Raw genomic sequence first — 15,088 nt, forward strand, 5'->3', positions numbered from 1 at the left:
TTAGTGGATAACCCATTTCAAATTTATATTATTTACTTTTTGTTGAATAATTTGACATTATATTACTAATAAATTTGTTTGCATATCCATAAATTATTAATGAACACATCTCTTTTTTACAAACATTAATAATAAAAAATGCTAACCAGCATAATCCAGTAGTTAAAAAAAGAACTATTGCTTTAAGATAATAAGATGTTAAATCAATGTTATTAAAAATATATAGTTTTGCTATTAAGATTAAAATTAAAAAAATTACTGATGACCAGATAATTTTTTCAATATTTAAAATATTAAATGATGATTTACTAAAACATTTAAAGTATTTTTTGATAAGATAAATTGTTCCTAATAATGTTGAAAGAACAGTTGCAACCGCTAACCCGAAAATTCCAAAAATTTTAACAAAAATATAATTACCAATTATATTTCCAATCAACATTATTAACTCAAGATGTAAAATAATTTTATTGATGCCTTTAGAAAAAAACATTTGAAGCATTATTGAATTAATACATGACAACAACAAAGTAGGTACATAAATCATCAATACTTTTGAAGTTTTTATTGTATCATCTATATTAAAAGAACCTCTCATATACAGTATAGCAACTATTTCTTTACTAAATATAAAAATTACTATGCAAATAGGCAATACTAACCATATAATAATATTCAAAAACTTACTTAAATGTATATTTTCTTGATTATTCTTTTCATGAATCATACTTGACATTATAGGAAATATAGCTGTTAAAATAGGTTCAATAATAAAAGATTTTGGCAAATACAATATTCTAAAGGCATAATCAATTATAGAAACACTCCCTTCAGCCAAAGATATTCCAAAGAATTTGTCAACAACCAAGTTTAAGTTTCCAACTAGTGAAGCAAATATTGTTACTGAAAAACCATTACTTAACAATTTAAAATATTCTATATTAAAAAAATTACTAATTCTTAATCCACTGAATAATAAACTTATAAATAAGATTATAAATTGAATTATTGCCCCTGCAATAGTTGAATAAATTAACGCATTAATACCATAACGTCCACTAAATAAAAACATTCCTATCAATATTGTTAAGCTATTTATAAATGCAGCCATAGAATATAAAAAATGTTTTGTCTGGGCTATATAGTATATTTGGATAATATTTGACAAAGTTATAAAAACTATGATAATTGATAGTATTCTAAGCATATTAGCTACAAGATATTTATCCCCGTCTATACTATTAATCATTATAATATTAACAATAAAATTGCTAAAAAATATACATATTAGACTTATTACTGCTGACACTATTAAAAATACAAATATCAATGAGCTTATGGCTTTTTGTTGTTGTACATTTTCATATTTTGTAAAATATGGTATCAATACATTTCTGATAGATAAAATACTTGAAGTAATTATTGTTGGAATTAAAAGAGCTATTAAATAATAATCATTAGCTTTAGATGTACCATACTGCTCCGCTCTTATACTTTGTACTACAAAATTTAAAGCTCTATTTAGAACTGTGAACATAGACAGTACAAATACAGATATTGATATTTTTTTTAAAGTCAAAAAAATTCCTCCTAGAATTATTCAGTACAACAAAATATACTATTAATATTTAAAGTAAAAGTGTATTTTGCGCCTATATGTTCAACTTAGTTAATATATGTCTATATCTATCATAATTTTCTTTATTAGTATCAATATTCTTTAACCTCTAACAATCATTGTACTTATTACTTAGTTTAAGTTTATTAGGTTAATTGATTATCTACTTACTTTTAATCTAATTGGTATAACATTATATCTGAAATCTCTACATAACCTTTATCATTACCATTATGATCAAACCTAATAAATTGTTTTCCATCCTTTATATCTTTAGTAGTGATAAATTCAAAATAATGTTTTTCCCAAGACAAATTCGGTCTAAGAATATTAGCACGAAATTGTACCTGCTCACCTTTCTCACTTATCATAAATACTTCAAAGGTTTTATCACTTTCTAACTCACCCTTTATTTTCATTTCTAACATATATTTTTTTTGCGGTTGTAAGGAAAATTTTCTTGTAAGTACAATACCTTCAACATTTCCAGTATTCGCAATTCTTATGGCATTCTCATTTATTATGTTAATTTGCAATTGTGATCCTTTATTTTTCCAAGACCACCATGAATCCGGCAGCCCATCCCCATTGGTATCCGCATCCATATACGCATTGAATACCAGTCTGTTGAACTTCCTTACACTCTCGGGATCTTTATAATTCCTCAGCAACCAGTCCGATCTTTCTATATACTCCATCGTTTCCGGCGTAAGGGATATAGGCTTCAATATCTTCTTATTTATCTCCTTCATCACCACAGGAATATTCAACACTTCTTTAAAAGCCTTCTCGGCCTCATTGTATTTTTTTGCATTGAGATTGTTTACCCCTATCTGGAAATAAACATCGGCTTTTTGCTGGTAGTTTTGTGCTCTAAGCGGTTGTACCTGTATAGCTTTATCTATATACTTCAAGCCTTCCTCTATCTTTCCTCTCCCCATTGCAATGGAGGCTGCATGGGCATATAACTGGGAATTGTACGGCTCCAGTTTTAAGGCTTTCTGTACCATCTTTTCCGCATTTTCAAATTGTTCTTGGTTTACTACCTGTTTTTTTCCATCTTTTTCTTTAACCGATAGATTGTTGTACAGCTTGGCCAAATCAATTTTATAGGAAGCAGTAAAAGGATCTTGCTTTACTGCTTTTTCAAAATATTTCACGGCTGATTTCAGGTCATTCTGCTTTACCTTCTGTACAGCAGCTTGTGCATTGGCATAACCGCTTTGCAGGCTTATTACTGCGAAAAGAATAGCAGCTGAAACTATGCCTGCACCTGCAATCTCATATCGATACCGTTTGAGTGTATAGTGTTTTATTTCAAATAGATCTTTTGTTATAAGAATGAGGCATGCTATCAGCTCCCACAGCATCAGGGATACTGCTGCCAGTGACAGGTCAAAGTCTATGGCACTGTGTGCTAAAAGGGATAGCACCGCTGCAGCTAATGTTGCAACGAGTATACTATTTTCGCCTGCTTCTCTATTTTGCGTCTTAAATCTGTAAATAGTGAATAGAAGCAGCCCTACAAAAGAGAGAAGTACTAATAATCCCAACGTTCCGGTTTCTATCCACACCTGTATGAAGTAGTTATGGGCCTGGGTGGACCAGTACATATAGGACTGGTACATAAAGTTCAATGCAGCCCATCCGCCGCCACCGGCTCCCAAGACAGGCCTGTCCTTTATGATCTTTAGTGAATCCTTATAGAATACTGCCCTTTCCGTAACGCTTTGCGTTTCAGTATTGATGTCATTAATTCTTGCTACAATTGTATCGGGTATATATTTGTATCTGAATATTACCTTTTTTTGCTGATTATTTGCATGGTTGGTCAGTGTCACGTTTTGCAGTTTGACATAGGTATTGGCATAGTGATTTTGTATCTTTATATTAATCTTTTCGGTATCTTCCAGTGCTTTAAAAGTTAATTCTTTATTATTTTGTAAATCTATATTGGTTGCTTCTACAATGTTTTGAACTTTTTTCTCGGCATTAATGCTGTCAATGATGAGCTTGTACGCCCATTTCTTTTCATCCGGTGAATCAAATTCAATATCATATTTTAAGGTGTACTCGACATTGGACTGGATACCGTCTACTACTTTGCCAACAGTCTTTGTACCATCTTTTTCACTTTGGGCATGAGACAGTTCTACAGGTTTTTCTATATTAAGGGCAAACCCTATTAAAGACCCGATAGATATTAAAGTTATTGCAATGAATACTGTTCCTGCTATTACCAGATGTTTTCTCCGGAATTTTTTCAGGAATTCTACTAAAAATCCTATTGCAAAAGAAAGAATTACTGCTAAAACTGCTCCACCTATCGTTATTTTCCATATTCCTGCGACGTCTTTTGCATTTACAAATTTATGAAAGAATGGCACTGCACCAAGTGTTAGAGTACCTGCAATACCTGAGTAAAGTATACCTTCTATCGCATGATATACATCCCGCAGCAGGATGATGAATAATATATAAACTGCCGGAAAAAGGAGCCATGCTCCACGGGAATAAGTAAAAATGAAAGTCAATAATAAGATAAAGGAGGCTCCGGTGTATATATGTTTTAAAAATTTATTTTTTGTGTAAACGGTTAAGCCGGTTGAAAGTATAAAGGCAGCCAGCAGGTAAGAAGCCAGTGTATTCGCATACTGGATCATTGATGTGATTCTGCCGGAAGTATACCCCCCAAAAATCTTATAATTCACCCCCGGAAGTACGTTTACTATATTTTCAACTACTCTTGCCACTTTTTCTCCTGCTGCTGAATCAATTCCGACAAGTGCTATTCCAACGGCACTTGCTACAATAATATTTAGAAGGGTGTATAATTCCTTCTTATTTTTTACTGTATCCCTTATGATAAGGTAAATAGCAAAATAATTGCAGTACTTGAGCAACTCCCCTACAGCCATTCTCATATTGGCTGCCTGGGTAAACACAATAGGCAGGAAATATACAACTACCATTCCTGCGGCTGCATAGTCCAATGGAGTCTTGAATACTGCATAGTCTTTGTTTAAAAACTTATAGATCCAGAATAATATGAATAAAGAGAATGACATTATATGAAAAGGAAGCAGCTCTTTATCAAAATATAATCCCCTTGCGTAAGGCGGATAAAATATTAATATTGCAAGCCCTGTTAAAATTATGGTCCTTAGTGCGCTAACGATATTGAGTTGTGCGATAATTTGCGTTTTCTTTTGTACGTTTGGCATTGAGAAACCCCCGAACCTGATTACATAAAATTATCATGCAGCATAACAAGAAATTTTTTTATATCATCTAATTTATTTTTCATTACATCATATACTATTTTCTTATCCAGACTGGTATACTGATGTGCTATAATATTTCGAAACCCAACCATTTTGATGTATGTTGCAGCTTCGCTGTCTGATATATATCCTTTCTGTTTCAATATTCTAAAGCCATCACTCAGCATTTCTATGGTTCCGTAACCATTATCAACAACTATATGATTAGCGATCTCCGCCATTTGATTTATAATAATAAATAAATTATATTCAACTACATTTTGGACAACTTTATCAGTTATAAACTGCTCATACCCAAGGTGTGCATATCCCGCAATCATCTGTATGGATTCATTAATTTGCACTATTTTTCTTTGTAATATTCTTTGGTCAACCATTTTTTATCTCTTCTTTCAATGTCGTAATAACATTTATATATTGTGCATCAAGGTAGGGTTTTACATCAAAATACTCGCCAAGAGAGCGTATCATGAATTCTGATTCAACTAGACGGTTTCTGCTTAATATTTTAATATGATGATTGATAATTCTGCTTTTTAAAAGCGGTTTTGCCGTATTTAAAATGACAAGGTCAACTTCTTTATTTAACAGTCTGTTTAATTCCGCCTTTATAGACAAATACGCCTCTATATCTTGCGATATTTCATCATTTTCATAATAGATTGCAATGTCCACATCACTCAATCCGGTTTCTTTATGCCGTGCATAAGAACCAAAAATATATACAAATACTACTTCATGTTTATCCTTAAAATAGTTTTTAACTTTTTGTATTATCTGTTCTCTTTCTTCATCGCCCATTGCAATCCCTCAACCCTCAACTTGAACACCTAGGTCTTTCCCGCTGCTTTTCCAGTATTCCATAAAGAATACGGCAAATACGCTTATCATAATTCCTAAGACGCCTGCTATGGCTACAATAAGTTTCTTATTGCTTACCGGTCTTGCCGGCGGCAGGGCATCAGATACAACGATTACACTGGATCTTCCTATTTCTGCCGATTGCTTAATATTTGCTTCTTTAAGCTTTTGCTGGTAGGCATCTCTTGTCTGCTTTGCCAATTCTACTTCATGATTTAAGATTTCAAACTGGTTTTCTTTCTCTGCCAGTTCTGCCTGCAATTGCTCTATTTCCTTTTGTCTTGCCTCTATTTCCCTCTTCAGACTATCTAATTGAGTAGTATACTGTGCTAAAGTAATTTCATAATTTTTAACAGCCGTCAATAAATCTGTGTACGCAGGATTTAACTGTTCATCGGTCATTTGCAAGCCTGCCAGATTTTTAAGCTGTGATCCGGAATTTTCTACCGCTACCTGCGACATTAATGGATCGCTTGCCAATGATTTTGTGGTTTTTATGGTTTTAGGCGTTGTTTCCAGCGCCTGTCTGGCTTTGGCTAATGCACCACTTGTAGATTCCACATCGATCTTGACTTGAGTTATCTTTGTCTTAAACTCTGTAAGCTGTGTAAGCTTGGAATTCAGTTCCTGCTTTAATTCGTCCACACCTCTTGGTTTTGCCAGGAAAGCGGTGAGTTCCTGTGTTGCTTTCTCCAAGTTCTGTTTTTCCATTTCCAACTGCTTTGTGATAAACTCTGCCGACTTTCCGGTCTGCTGCTGGAGTTTTTCGGAAATAAAATCTACATATTTATTGCTTAAAACGTTGGCAATATCTGCAGCAAGTTGAGGGTCAGCATTTTTTACATTTACATATATCAGGTTCGTATTTTTAGGTGATTCGACTTCAATGATGGATGCAAGGTCTGAACGCGTCATTTCATATTTTTCATCAAGCTTTAATTCTTTGATAACTGCATTTAAAACCGCAGGGGTTTTAATCTGTTCCTTATAAGTATCTAATGTCATCTGTGGGTATTGAGAAAGAGAATCCACCAGTTCAGAAAATTTGTTTTCTTTGTCTTCTGCAGATTTTATGTTTACCGGAGATACCATTAATACAGTTTTGGCATTATATACAGGTTCCATGATAAATACGGCATACAGGCTGCTTAACAATATACATACAGCAGTAAAGATTGCAATAATCCATTTTCCCCTCAGTATGACTTCTACATATTCTCTCAGGCTTATTTCTTCCATGATTTACCCCCTGGTTAGTCGTTCTTATTTTAAAACCAATGATATTTTAACATATATGCCAGGACAATGCCAGTGTTTTTATACACATATAGAACCAATATCATGTGTAAACATTACAACATTCGATACTTTTTACATTTTATATCATTATTTTACATATTTCAATGAATTTATAATAAAAAGCTGATAAAATTAGAAGATGTTCCTCTAATCTTAAAGGAACACCTTCTATATCTTACCCTCTTACCTTTGTAATTACTGTATCCTTAAAAATTTGCATCTTACTTTCAGCATCTTTGATATTGCCTGCCACCACTGAAAAATATATTTTTATCTTAGGCTCGGTACCTGATGGTCTTACTACAAACCAGGACTTATCCTCTAATTCAAAGTAAAGTACGTCTGATTCAGGCAAGTCAATTCCTTCTTGAGCATTATTTACAAAATCATATCGTTTACCGACTTTATAATCTCTTAGTGCAGTTACTTTGACACCATTGATTTCTTTAGGCGTCTCTTTTCTAAGCATCTCCATGATAGCTTTCATTTTTTCTATGCCCTCTTTACCTTCAAGGGTTATAGATTTGAGGCTTTCTAAATATACTCCATACTTATTATATAATTCCTGCATTCCTTCATACAGGGACATGCCTCTGGATTTATACCATGCTGCCATTTCTGCAATTAACATAGATGCTACTACAGCGTCCTTATCTCTTGCATAGGTTCCCGCAAGATAGCCATAGCTTTCTTCAAAGCCAAAGACGTATTGTTTGCTGTTTCCGTTTTCTTCAAATTCTTTTATCTTTTCACCGATAAATTTAAAGCCTGTGAGTACATCAATGATTTCGACATTGTAATGCTGCGCAACAGCTCTTGCCATCTCGGTAGTTACAATTGTCTTGATAATAACTCCATTGAGCGGCAATGTTCCTTTTTCTTTTTTCTGTGATAATATATATTCGGTGAGGAGTACTCCCGTCTGATTACCTGTCAGGGTAACATATTCTCCTTCTTTATTTCTTACTACCACACCTACACGATCGCAGTCAGGATCGGTACCGATGATAAGGTCTACATTTTCTTTTTTTGCCATTTCTATTGCAATGGCAAAGCCTTCTTTTTCTTCCGGATTAGGAGATTTGACTGTAGAAAATGCCGGGTCAGGCTGCTCCTGTTCTTTTACTACAATTACATTTTTGACGCCAATCATATCCAGAATCCTTCTAACCGGCTTATTGCCTGTTCCGTGAAAAGGAGTATATATTATTTTAAAGTCATCAGCAACTTTTGCTACTATTTCAGGGTTAATGCTTTGTTCCTTAACTTTAGCCAGATACTTCCTGTCTATTTCTTCTCCGATGATTTGAATGAACCCCTGTTTTTTTGCTTCTTCTTCATCCATTGTCTTTACATCGGTAAAAATATCTATAGAATTGATTACTTCAAGTACTGCATCAGCACTTTCGGGTGGAAGTTGTCCGCCGTCTTCCCAGTAGACCTTATAGCCGTTATATTTTGCCGGGTTATGGCTGGCGGTAATTACGATACCGGCAATTGCTTTCAGCTCTCTTACTGCAAAAGATAATTCAGGAGTTGGCCGGAGTTCGTCAAACACATAGGCTTTAATACCATTTGCAGCCAGCACCTTTGCGGATTCCATAGCAAATTCAGGCGACCTGTATCTTGAGTCATAGGCGATGGCTACCCCTCTTTTCTTTGCTTCTTCTCCCTGTCTGGTTATATATGCAGCTAGTCCCTGGGTAGCCTTACGTACAGTGTATTTGTTCATGCGGTTGGTCCCGGCGCCGATGATACCTCTGAGTCCTCCCGTACCAAAGGCCAGGTTTGTGTAGAATCTTTCTTCTATTTCTTTTTCATTATTTTCTATCTCTCTTAATTCTGCTTTTGTTTCTTCATCAACGTATGGGCTTTGAAGCCAATATTTGTAGGTTTCCATGCAGTTCATGTGTTAACCTCCTGTCTGTATTTAATCGTCTGATTAGTATTTGCTTTTCCACTGACTATAATACATTATTTTCCTAATTTTGTCTAGGGTGAACTACCCCCACCTATAGAGGTGGTGGCTTCGTGGTCAAGGCAAGCTACCTTGCCAGATTACCCACGCTCAAAGGGCTGTTCCATCCCCATATTGACCATATTACATGGCTAATTTTAGTAGATTTTTTGCTGCATTTATATCCCTATCATGTTTTGTATGGCAATTTGAACATTCCCATTCCCTCAACCCTAAATCTATTCCTACCCTATTATCTACTTTAGGTAAAGTTTGAATTTCTGCTTCCGCCAATACCGAAACATAATATTTACCTGTTGGTGTTTTAGATATAGTTACTGATTTTATAATCCCTTCAAATTGCCTGTGTTGTTTTATCTTTATTTTTGTTTTCAACTTTGGTATCTTTAAGTATCCATTATCTATACTTACTGTCCTATTTTGATTATTTGTTGTGTAAGATTGATATCCTTTTTTCTTCTTGAATTTTGGAAAACCTATACTTTTATCCCTAAAAAAGTTGTTATATGCTTTTTCTAAATTAAGTTGAGCATTAGCAAGGGCTAAACTATCTACTTCTCTTAGAAAAGGATATTCTTTTTTATATTTTGCAGGAGTTGTTTTTATCATTTTTCCTGTTTGTTTATAATAATCTATTTTATCTGATAGCATTTTGTTGTATATAAATCTTACACAACCAAATACTTTAGCAAAATATTCTTGTTGTTCTTTTGTTGGGGATATCCTATATTTATAGGCTTTAAGCACATCTACACCTCCTCCCTTTGATTTTCTATGTATTTTTTTATTACTTCAATTGGTGCTCACCGTGTATTACTAAATACATGACTATTCATTATATGATAAGAATAAAGTAATTTCACTTTTCATTTTTTAACCTAAGCCAATTACTTCTGCTAGTTGTATTACACTTTATAGCAGAAGCCATTAAAGACTCTGTATACATCTTGTTAAATAGTTTCTGATAAAATATCATTATATATACAAAAAAGAAAAGACCAACTGGTCCTTTCTTTCTTTTAAATATATAAAATTTGCCCATTTAAGGGTTCTTTGAAATTACAAGTTAAATTTACCCATTCAAGGGTTCTACGAAATTTGCTCACTTAAGAGTTCATTTATATTTTCTACTATAATTATATGCAATATACTAGAAAAAGTCAACTAGAATAATAATTTTTTAATTTTTTCATTAACTTCGCTAACTTTATTAATATCCTCCTGAAGTTCATATATTTTCTTTTTTTCGTTTAACCTTTGTATGTCTACAACTCTCATATCATCAATATGTAATCTAGTATATCTATCGTTTTCAAATCCTTTTAATTTTATATCAATTTCAAATCTTTCGTCCATGCTTGAAGAATCTTCTTTTACAGAAGTTGTTGGAATAACTAAATATTTAAAGCCATAGTCTTTTAAAATATAACAATAATGTCCATCATAAGTCTCTTTAGGATATCCTCTACGCAAATTAAAATATGCAACTTGTCCTTCTTTAGGGCGCTGTGAAGGTTTTACTTTATAAAAAGCCCTTGCTGGGTCTCCACCTTGCTTTGGTACTACATTATTATAGAAAAACTCTAACTCTTTAACCCAATAATATAACTGATTTACAAAACCATCAACATCATAATTACTTATTCCTTTTAATATACTTATTATCTCACCCATCTTTTTATCAATATCCATACTTGTCCCCCACAATAAACCTTTTTTAATATATTAATTTATATCTTATCTCCCTATAAAATCATTATATCAAAATTTATACATCATAGTATAATATTTTAATCACTATATAATCTTCTTATGGTAGTTATTTACTGTATATTTTAACTACATAATGATTTTATTTTAACAAACTGCTCTATTTGTGATAAGGAGCATTATGTATAATGCGGTAGGACCTGTAAATTTGTTCATAAATAATAATCAACAATATATTAATATCAATATCCATCCGAGAAATAGATAATACATAGTCTGCTTCGATATTATCCACACCTATAAATATAGTAATATTACTATTACCACTTACACCCAACTGCGCAATTTTCCCCGCTAATTGTTCAGAAGACAGTTGCTCACCATCTTTATCGATTTTAATTACATATGATTTATCGGTTATTTCTTTGGTCGGATTTTTCGCTTCTACATATTCTACTTTGCAGTATGCGCTTAAACGTTTAGTATATTCCTGTATAGCATCTTTAACATATTTTTCTTTTATCTTTTCTGTGTTAATAATTCTAATCTTCATACTCTCTCCCTATCGATAGTGTAAAATATCAGATAAATTATATCACTAATTGACAATGGGTAAGAGCACTGTGAACTACCCCCACCTATAGAGGTGGTAGCTTCGTGGTCAAGGCAAGCTACCTTGCCAGATTACCCACGCTCAAAGGGCTGTTCCATCCCCATATTGACCATATTACATGGCTAATTTTAGTAGATTTTTTGCTGCATTTATATCCCTATCATGTTTTGTATGGCAATTTGAACATTCCCATTCCCTCAACCCTAAATCTATTCCTACCCTATTATCTACTTTAGGTAAAGTTTGAATTTCTGCTTCCGCCAATACCGAAACATAATATTTACCTGTTGGTGTTTTAGATATAGTTACTGATTTTTTAATCCCTTCAAATTGCCTGTGTTGTTTTATCTTTATTTTTGTTTTCAACTTTGGTATCTTTAAGTATCCATTATCTATACTTACTGTCCCATTTTGATTATTTGTTGTGTAAGATTGATATCCTTTTTTCTTCTTGAATTTTGGAAAACCTATACTTTTATCCCTAAAAAAGTTGTTATATGCTTTTTCTAAATTAAGTTGAGCATTAGCAAGGGCTAAACTATCTACTTCTCTTAGAAAAGGATATTCTTTTTTATATTTTGCAGGAGTTGTTTTTATCATTTTTCCTGTTTGTTTATAATAATCTATTTTATCTGATAGCATTTTGTTGTATATAAATCTTACACAACCAAATACTTTAGCAAAATATTCTTGTTGTTCTTTTGTTGGGGATATCCTATATTTATAGGCTTTAAGCACATCTACACCTCCTCCCTTTGATTTTCTATGTATTTTTTTATTACTTCAATTGGTGCTCAACCTGTTGTAAGTAAACAGAAACTTCTTGACCAAAAATATTCTTTCCATAGTTGTTGCTTTATTTCTGGAAATTCTTTTTTTATTATTCTTGAGGAGGCACTTTTATACGCATTTATAAACTTAGATAATTCTGTATTAGGATGTGCTTTGAATAATATATGCACATGGTCTTTATCGTGATTCCATTCTTGCAAGGTGATATTGTAATTCTTTTGTATTTGTACAAACATTTCCTTTAGTCTGTTGGATATAGCATCATTTATTACTTTTCTTCTGTATTTAGTCACTAATACAAGATGGTAATATAGTAAGAATACTGAATGATTATTGCTATCAAGTTTCATTGATTTTCCTAAACTCCTTCCTTATAATACTGATTATATCGCAAAGGAAGGAATTGTCAAGCGACATTCATCACCCACTTATAGAAGTGGGCGACTTCTTCACTTCATACTCTCCAGCAGATAAAACATTACTGTCACAGCCAGCAAGTCTGCTGAGCCTCCTGGACTGATATTTTTCTTAATAAAGTCCTCATCCATCTCGTATATAATCTTTCTGCCTTCCTCCGTAAATATGCCTCCTAGGCTTAGTGCACGTCTTGCATACTCTTTTACATACTCAAGGATGCAAAGATCATGTCTGGCAATTACATTTGTATCTTCAGATACAGTCATTAGATAAAGAAGAACCTGCACTAAAATATCATTTATATCTGCTGCCCTTGAATTTACAAGTTCACGCATTACAGGCAGAGATGTGCTAAGTACTGTAGAATACCCGCTTTCAGCTTCTCCCCTTATGCCTTTTATTCCATACTTTTTATAAATTTTTTCTCCATAGGTCATCTTTTCTTTATTCTGACTGGCAGTTAATTCCCTCTCTGACAGTCCTCGAGTCATTTTTATTATTTTGCTGCTGATTATTTCACAATCAAGCTTGCTTCCGTTATTTTCAAAATAACAGCTTGCAGCAGCGGCACAAATAATTCCGAGAGAGAAAACAAGCCCTTTGTGGGTATTAACTCCACCTGTGGCTTCAAACATTCTTTTTTCTGCTTCTATACCCAAAGCCCTTAGATTGTTGAACAAATCTGCAGGATCTTTCTGAGCAGCCTCTGCTCCAAGAACAGCGGATTTGTAGAAGTAATGAGCCAGCGCCGCAGTACTTGACATGAATGTGAAATAATCCATGTCCTTATGGGCGCCTGCATTCCGCCTGTCCACCAATCCCGGCTTAGGAGTGGCAGAAACCTCATAGAGCAGGGATTCTACAGCATATTGGCTTATTTGTTCGCATATGTCAAAATTGGCAGTCATTTAATCAATTCCTTATATCAGATTTTTTACCTTTTTAAAAAGAGAAGGTACTTAACATATCATAGTATGCTTCAGTACCTTCTTAAATTAAACATCTTATTATGCAGCAGCTTTCTTTCTAAATACAGGCAGTGTCTTTATAAATGGGAAGAGCACGCATGCTATTGTAGCAATAAGCAGCACCACTGCAATCGGTGAACCTACAAATATGCTATAGCTGCCGTTGGATAGTACAAGAGCCTGCCTGAAAGATACTTCCATGGTATTTCCTACTATAACCGCCAGAATCATAGGAGATGAATCTATCTTAGCTTTTTGCATAAAGTATCCTATTATACCAAATATAATCATAATATAGAAGTCTGTTACACTGTTGCTGATAGCGTATGTGCCTATGAACGCCAGTCCGAGCACAATAGGATACAAAATCTTCGGCGGTATTGCCAGAACCCTTACCAAAGCACCTGCCATAGGGATATTTATAACAGCCAGGATAATATTTCCAACAACCATACTTGCTATAAGTCCCCATGCAATTTCAGGATTCTTTTCAAAAAGCAGAGGTCCGGGCTGAAGCCCCAACATTAACAAAGCTCCCATCATAACTGCTGTAGTACCGGAACCCGGTATTCCAAGTGACATCATCGGGATAAGAGCTCCCACTGAAGCGGCATTATTTGCGGCTTCCGGCGCTGCAAGTCCAATAATTTCTCCCTTTCCAAATGCATCAGGATCTTTTGACATCTGCTTCTCATTATTATAGGCAACCAAAGAAGCCATTGTTCCTCCTGCACCGGGAAGAGCGCCAATTACAAATCCTATCGGAGTGCTTCTGAGAATCGGAAGCCATGTTCTCTTCCAATCTTCCTTTGTTATCCATATCTTGCCGAATTTAGTCTGCATCTTTTTCTTTCCTTCTTTGATGTCCCTGAAGCACTTGAATACCTCTCCTAAAGCATACATGGCAATAATAACTGTTAAAAAGTCAATTCCTGATTGCAGATCCATAGAACCAAAAGTAAAACGTGCTACACCTGATTGAGCATCAAGCCCTACAGTGGATATTGCCAATCCAAAAAACATTGATATAAATCCGCGTATAACATTTCCTTTAGTCATGGAGGCAGTCATCGACAATGCTGCCAGCATGAGCAGACAATATTCAGCAGGTCCGAACTTCAACGCAAATTTTGCTACCGGAGTTGCCAGAAATATCATAAATATAACTGAAATCATTCCGCCTATAAAGGAGGCTATGGCTGAAATAGCAAGGGCAGCTTCTGCCCTGCCGTTCAATGTCATAGGGTACCCGTCAAATGTAGCTGCTATTGCAGCACCGTCTCCGGGTGTGTTTATCAAAATAGAACTTCTTGAACCTCCAAACATTGCTCCATAATACACACCGCACATGGTAATGAGTGCAGCAGTAGGTCCCATTGTATATGTCAGAGGCAGAAGTACGGCTACGCCGGTCGCAGGTCCTAGGCCGGGAAGCATGCCGATTATCGTACCAAGAACTCCTCCTAAAGTTACCCACAGTATATTCATTGGAGTTAAAGCTTCTTGAAATCCTATCAGCAAATTGTGCAATATTGTATCCATCTTATT

At 34.2% G+C, this 15,088-nt stretch carries 11 protein-coding genes and 2 pseudogenes; all 13 read right to left on the bottom strand.

The annotated features are described in order from the left end of the window. Positions 1-28: 28 nt before the first annotated feature. Positions 29-1,579, bottom strand: coding sequence for a murein biosynthesis integral membrane protein MurJ (murJ, locus tag CIB29_RS10530; protein WP_094549496.1), 1,551 nt, complete (start codon positions 1,577-1,579; stop codon positions 29-31). A 212-nt stretch (positions 1,580-1,791) separates the two neighbouring features. Next, positions 1,792-4,842 carry an O-antigen ligase family protein gene (locus CIB29_RS10535; protein ID WP_094549498.1) on the bottom strand — a complete coding sequence of 1,017 codons (3,051 nt, stop codon included), beginning with the start codon at positions 4,840-4,842 and terminating at the stop codon, positions 1,792-1,794. Positions 4,843-4,862: 20 nt separating this feature from the next. Then, complete coding sequence (gene hepT / locus CIB29_RS10540) at positions 4,863-5,279, bottom strand: type VII toxin-antitoxin system HepT family RNase toxin (protein ID WP_094549501.1); 417 nt, start codon at positions 5,277-5,279, stop codon at positions 4,863-4,865. Then, positions 5,272-5,703: a type VII toxin-antitoxin system MntA family adenylyltransferase antitoxin gene (mntA, locus tag CIB29_RS10545; RefSeq protein ID WP_094549503.1), complete on the bottom strand. Its 432-nt coding sequence runs from the start codon at positions 5,701-5,703 to the stop codon at positions 5,272-5,274. The genes hepT and mntA overlap by 8 nt, the downstream gene beginning before the upstream one ends. Before the next feature lie 9 nt (positions 5,704-5,712). Further along, entirely contained in the window at positions 5,713-7,002 is a 1,290-nt protein-coding gene (locus tag CIB29_RS10550) for a GumC family protein (RefSeq protein ID WP_094549505.1), read from the bottom strand. A gap of 235 nt (positions 7,003-7,237) precedes the next feature. Next, positions 7,238-8,971, bottom strand: coding sequence for a phospho-sugar mutase (locus CIB29_RS10555; RefSeq protein ID WP_094549507.1), 1,734 nt, complete (start codon positions 8,969-8,971; stop codon positions 7,238-7,240). A 201-nt stretch (positions 8,972-9,172) separates the two neighbouring features. Beyond that, positions 9,173-9,787: pseudogene (locus tag CIB29_RS10560) on the bottom strand (RNA-guided endonuclease TnpB family protein); the annotation flags it as partial. A gap of 417 nt (positions 9,788-10,204) precedes the next feature. Next, a complete protein-coding gene (locus CIB29_RS10565) occupies positions 10,205-10,732 on the bottom strand; it encodes a hypothetical protein (RefSeq protein WP_094549511.1) in 528 nt (175 codons plus the stop codon). 178 nt (positions 10,733-10,910) lie between these two features. After that, positions 10,911-11,303 carry a 23S rRNA (pseudouridine(1915)-N(3))-methyltransferase RlmH gene (locus CIB29_RS10570; protein WP_094549513.1) on the bottom strand — a complete coding sequence of 131 codons (393 nt, stop codon included), beginning with the start codon at positions 11,301-11,303 and terminating at the stop codon, positions 10,911-10,913. Positions 11,304-11,486: 183 nt separating this feature from the next. Next, a pseudogene (locus CIB29_RS10575) lies at positions 11,487-12,101 on the bottom strand (RNA-guided endonuclease TnpB family protein); the annotation flags it as partial. Positions 12,102-12,157: 56 nt separating this feature from the next. Next, complete coding sequence (gene tnpA, locus CIB29_RS10580; protein ID WP_094549517.1) at positions 12,158-12,505, bottom strand: IS200/IS605 family transposase; 348 nt, start codon at positions 12,503-12,505, stop codon at positions 12,158-12,160. Between the two features lie 99 nt (positions 12,506-12,604). Further along, positions 12,605-13,480, bottom strand: a complete 876-nt coding sequence (citG, locus tag CIB29_RS10585; protein ID WP_094549519.1) for a triphosphoribosyl-dephospho-CoA synthase CitG — start codon at positions 13,478-13,480, stop codon at positions 12,605-12,607. A 99-nt stretch (positions 13,481-13,579) separates the two neighbouring features. Continuing rightward, a complete protein-coding gene (locus tag CIB29_RS10590) occupies positions 13,580-15,082 on the bottom strand; it encodes a tripartite tricarboxylate transporter permease (RefSeq protein ID WP_094549521.1) in 1,503 nt (500 codons plus the stop codon). Positions 15,083-15,088: the final 6 nt, after the last annotated feature.

It is taken from the genome of Petroclostridium xylanilyticum, from assembly GCF_002252565.1.
Taxonomy (GTDB): Bacteria; Bacillota; Clostridia; order SK-Y3; family SK-Y3; genus Petroclostridium; species Petroclostridium xylanilyticum.

Coding starts and splice junctions, on each gene's coding strand:
- tnpA (WP_094549517.1), bottom strand. CDS start 12,505: ATGAAACTTGATAGCAATAATCATTCAGTATTCTTACTATATTACCAT.
- CIB29_RS10570 (WP_094549513.1), bottom strand. CDS start 11,303: ATGAAGATTAGAATTATTAACACAGAAAAGATAAAAGAAAAATATGTT.
- CIB29_RS10550 (WP_094549505.1), bottom strand. CDS start 7,002: ATGGAAGAAATAAGCCTGAGAGAATATGTAGAAGTCATACTGAGGGGA.
- CIB29_RS10535 (WP_094549498.1), bottom strand. CDS start 4,842: ATGCCAAACGTACAAAAGAAAACGCAAATTATCGCACAACTCAATATC.
- mntA (WP_094549503.1), bottom strand. CDS start 5,703: ATGGGCGATGAAGAAAGAGAACAGATAATACAAAAAGTTAAAAACTAT.
- CIB29_RS10590 (WP_094549521.1), bottom strand. CDS start 15,082: ATGGATACAATATTGCACAATTTGCTGATAGGATTTCAAGAAGCTTTA.
- citG (WP_094549519.1), bottom strand. CDS start 13,480: ATGACTGCCAATTTTGACATATGCGAACAAATAAGCCAATATGCTGTA.
- CIB29_RS10565 (WP_094549511.1), bottom strand. CDS start 10,732: ATGGATATTGATAAAAAGATGGGTGAGATAATAAGTATATTAAAAGGA.
- CIB29_RS10555 (WP_094549507.1), bottom strand. CDS start 8,971: ATGAACTGCATGGAAACCTACAAATATTGGCTTCAAAGCCCATACGTT.
- hepT (WP_094549501.1), bottom strand. CDS start 5,279: ATGGTTGACCAAAGAATATTACAAAGAAAAATAGTGCAAATTAATGAA.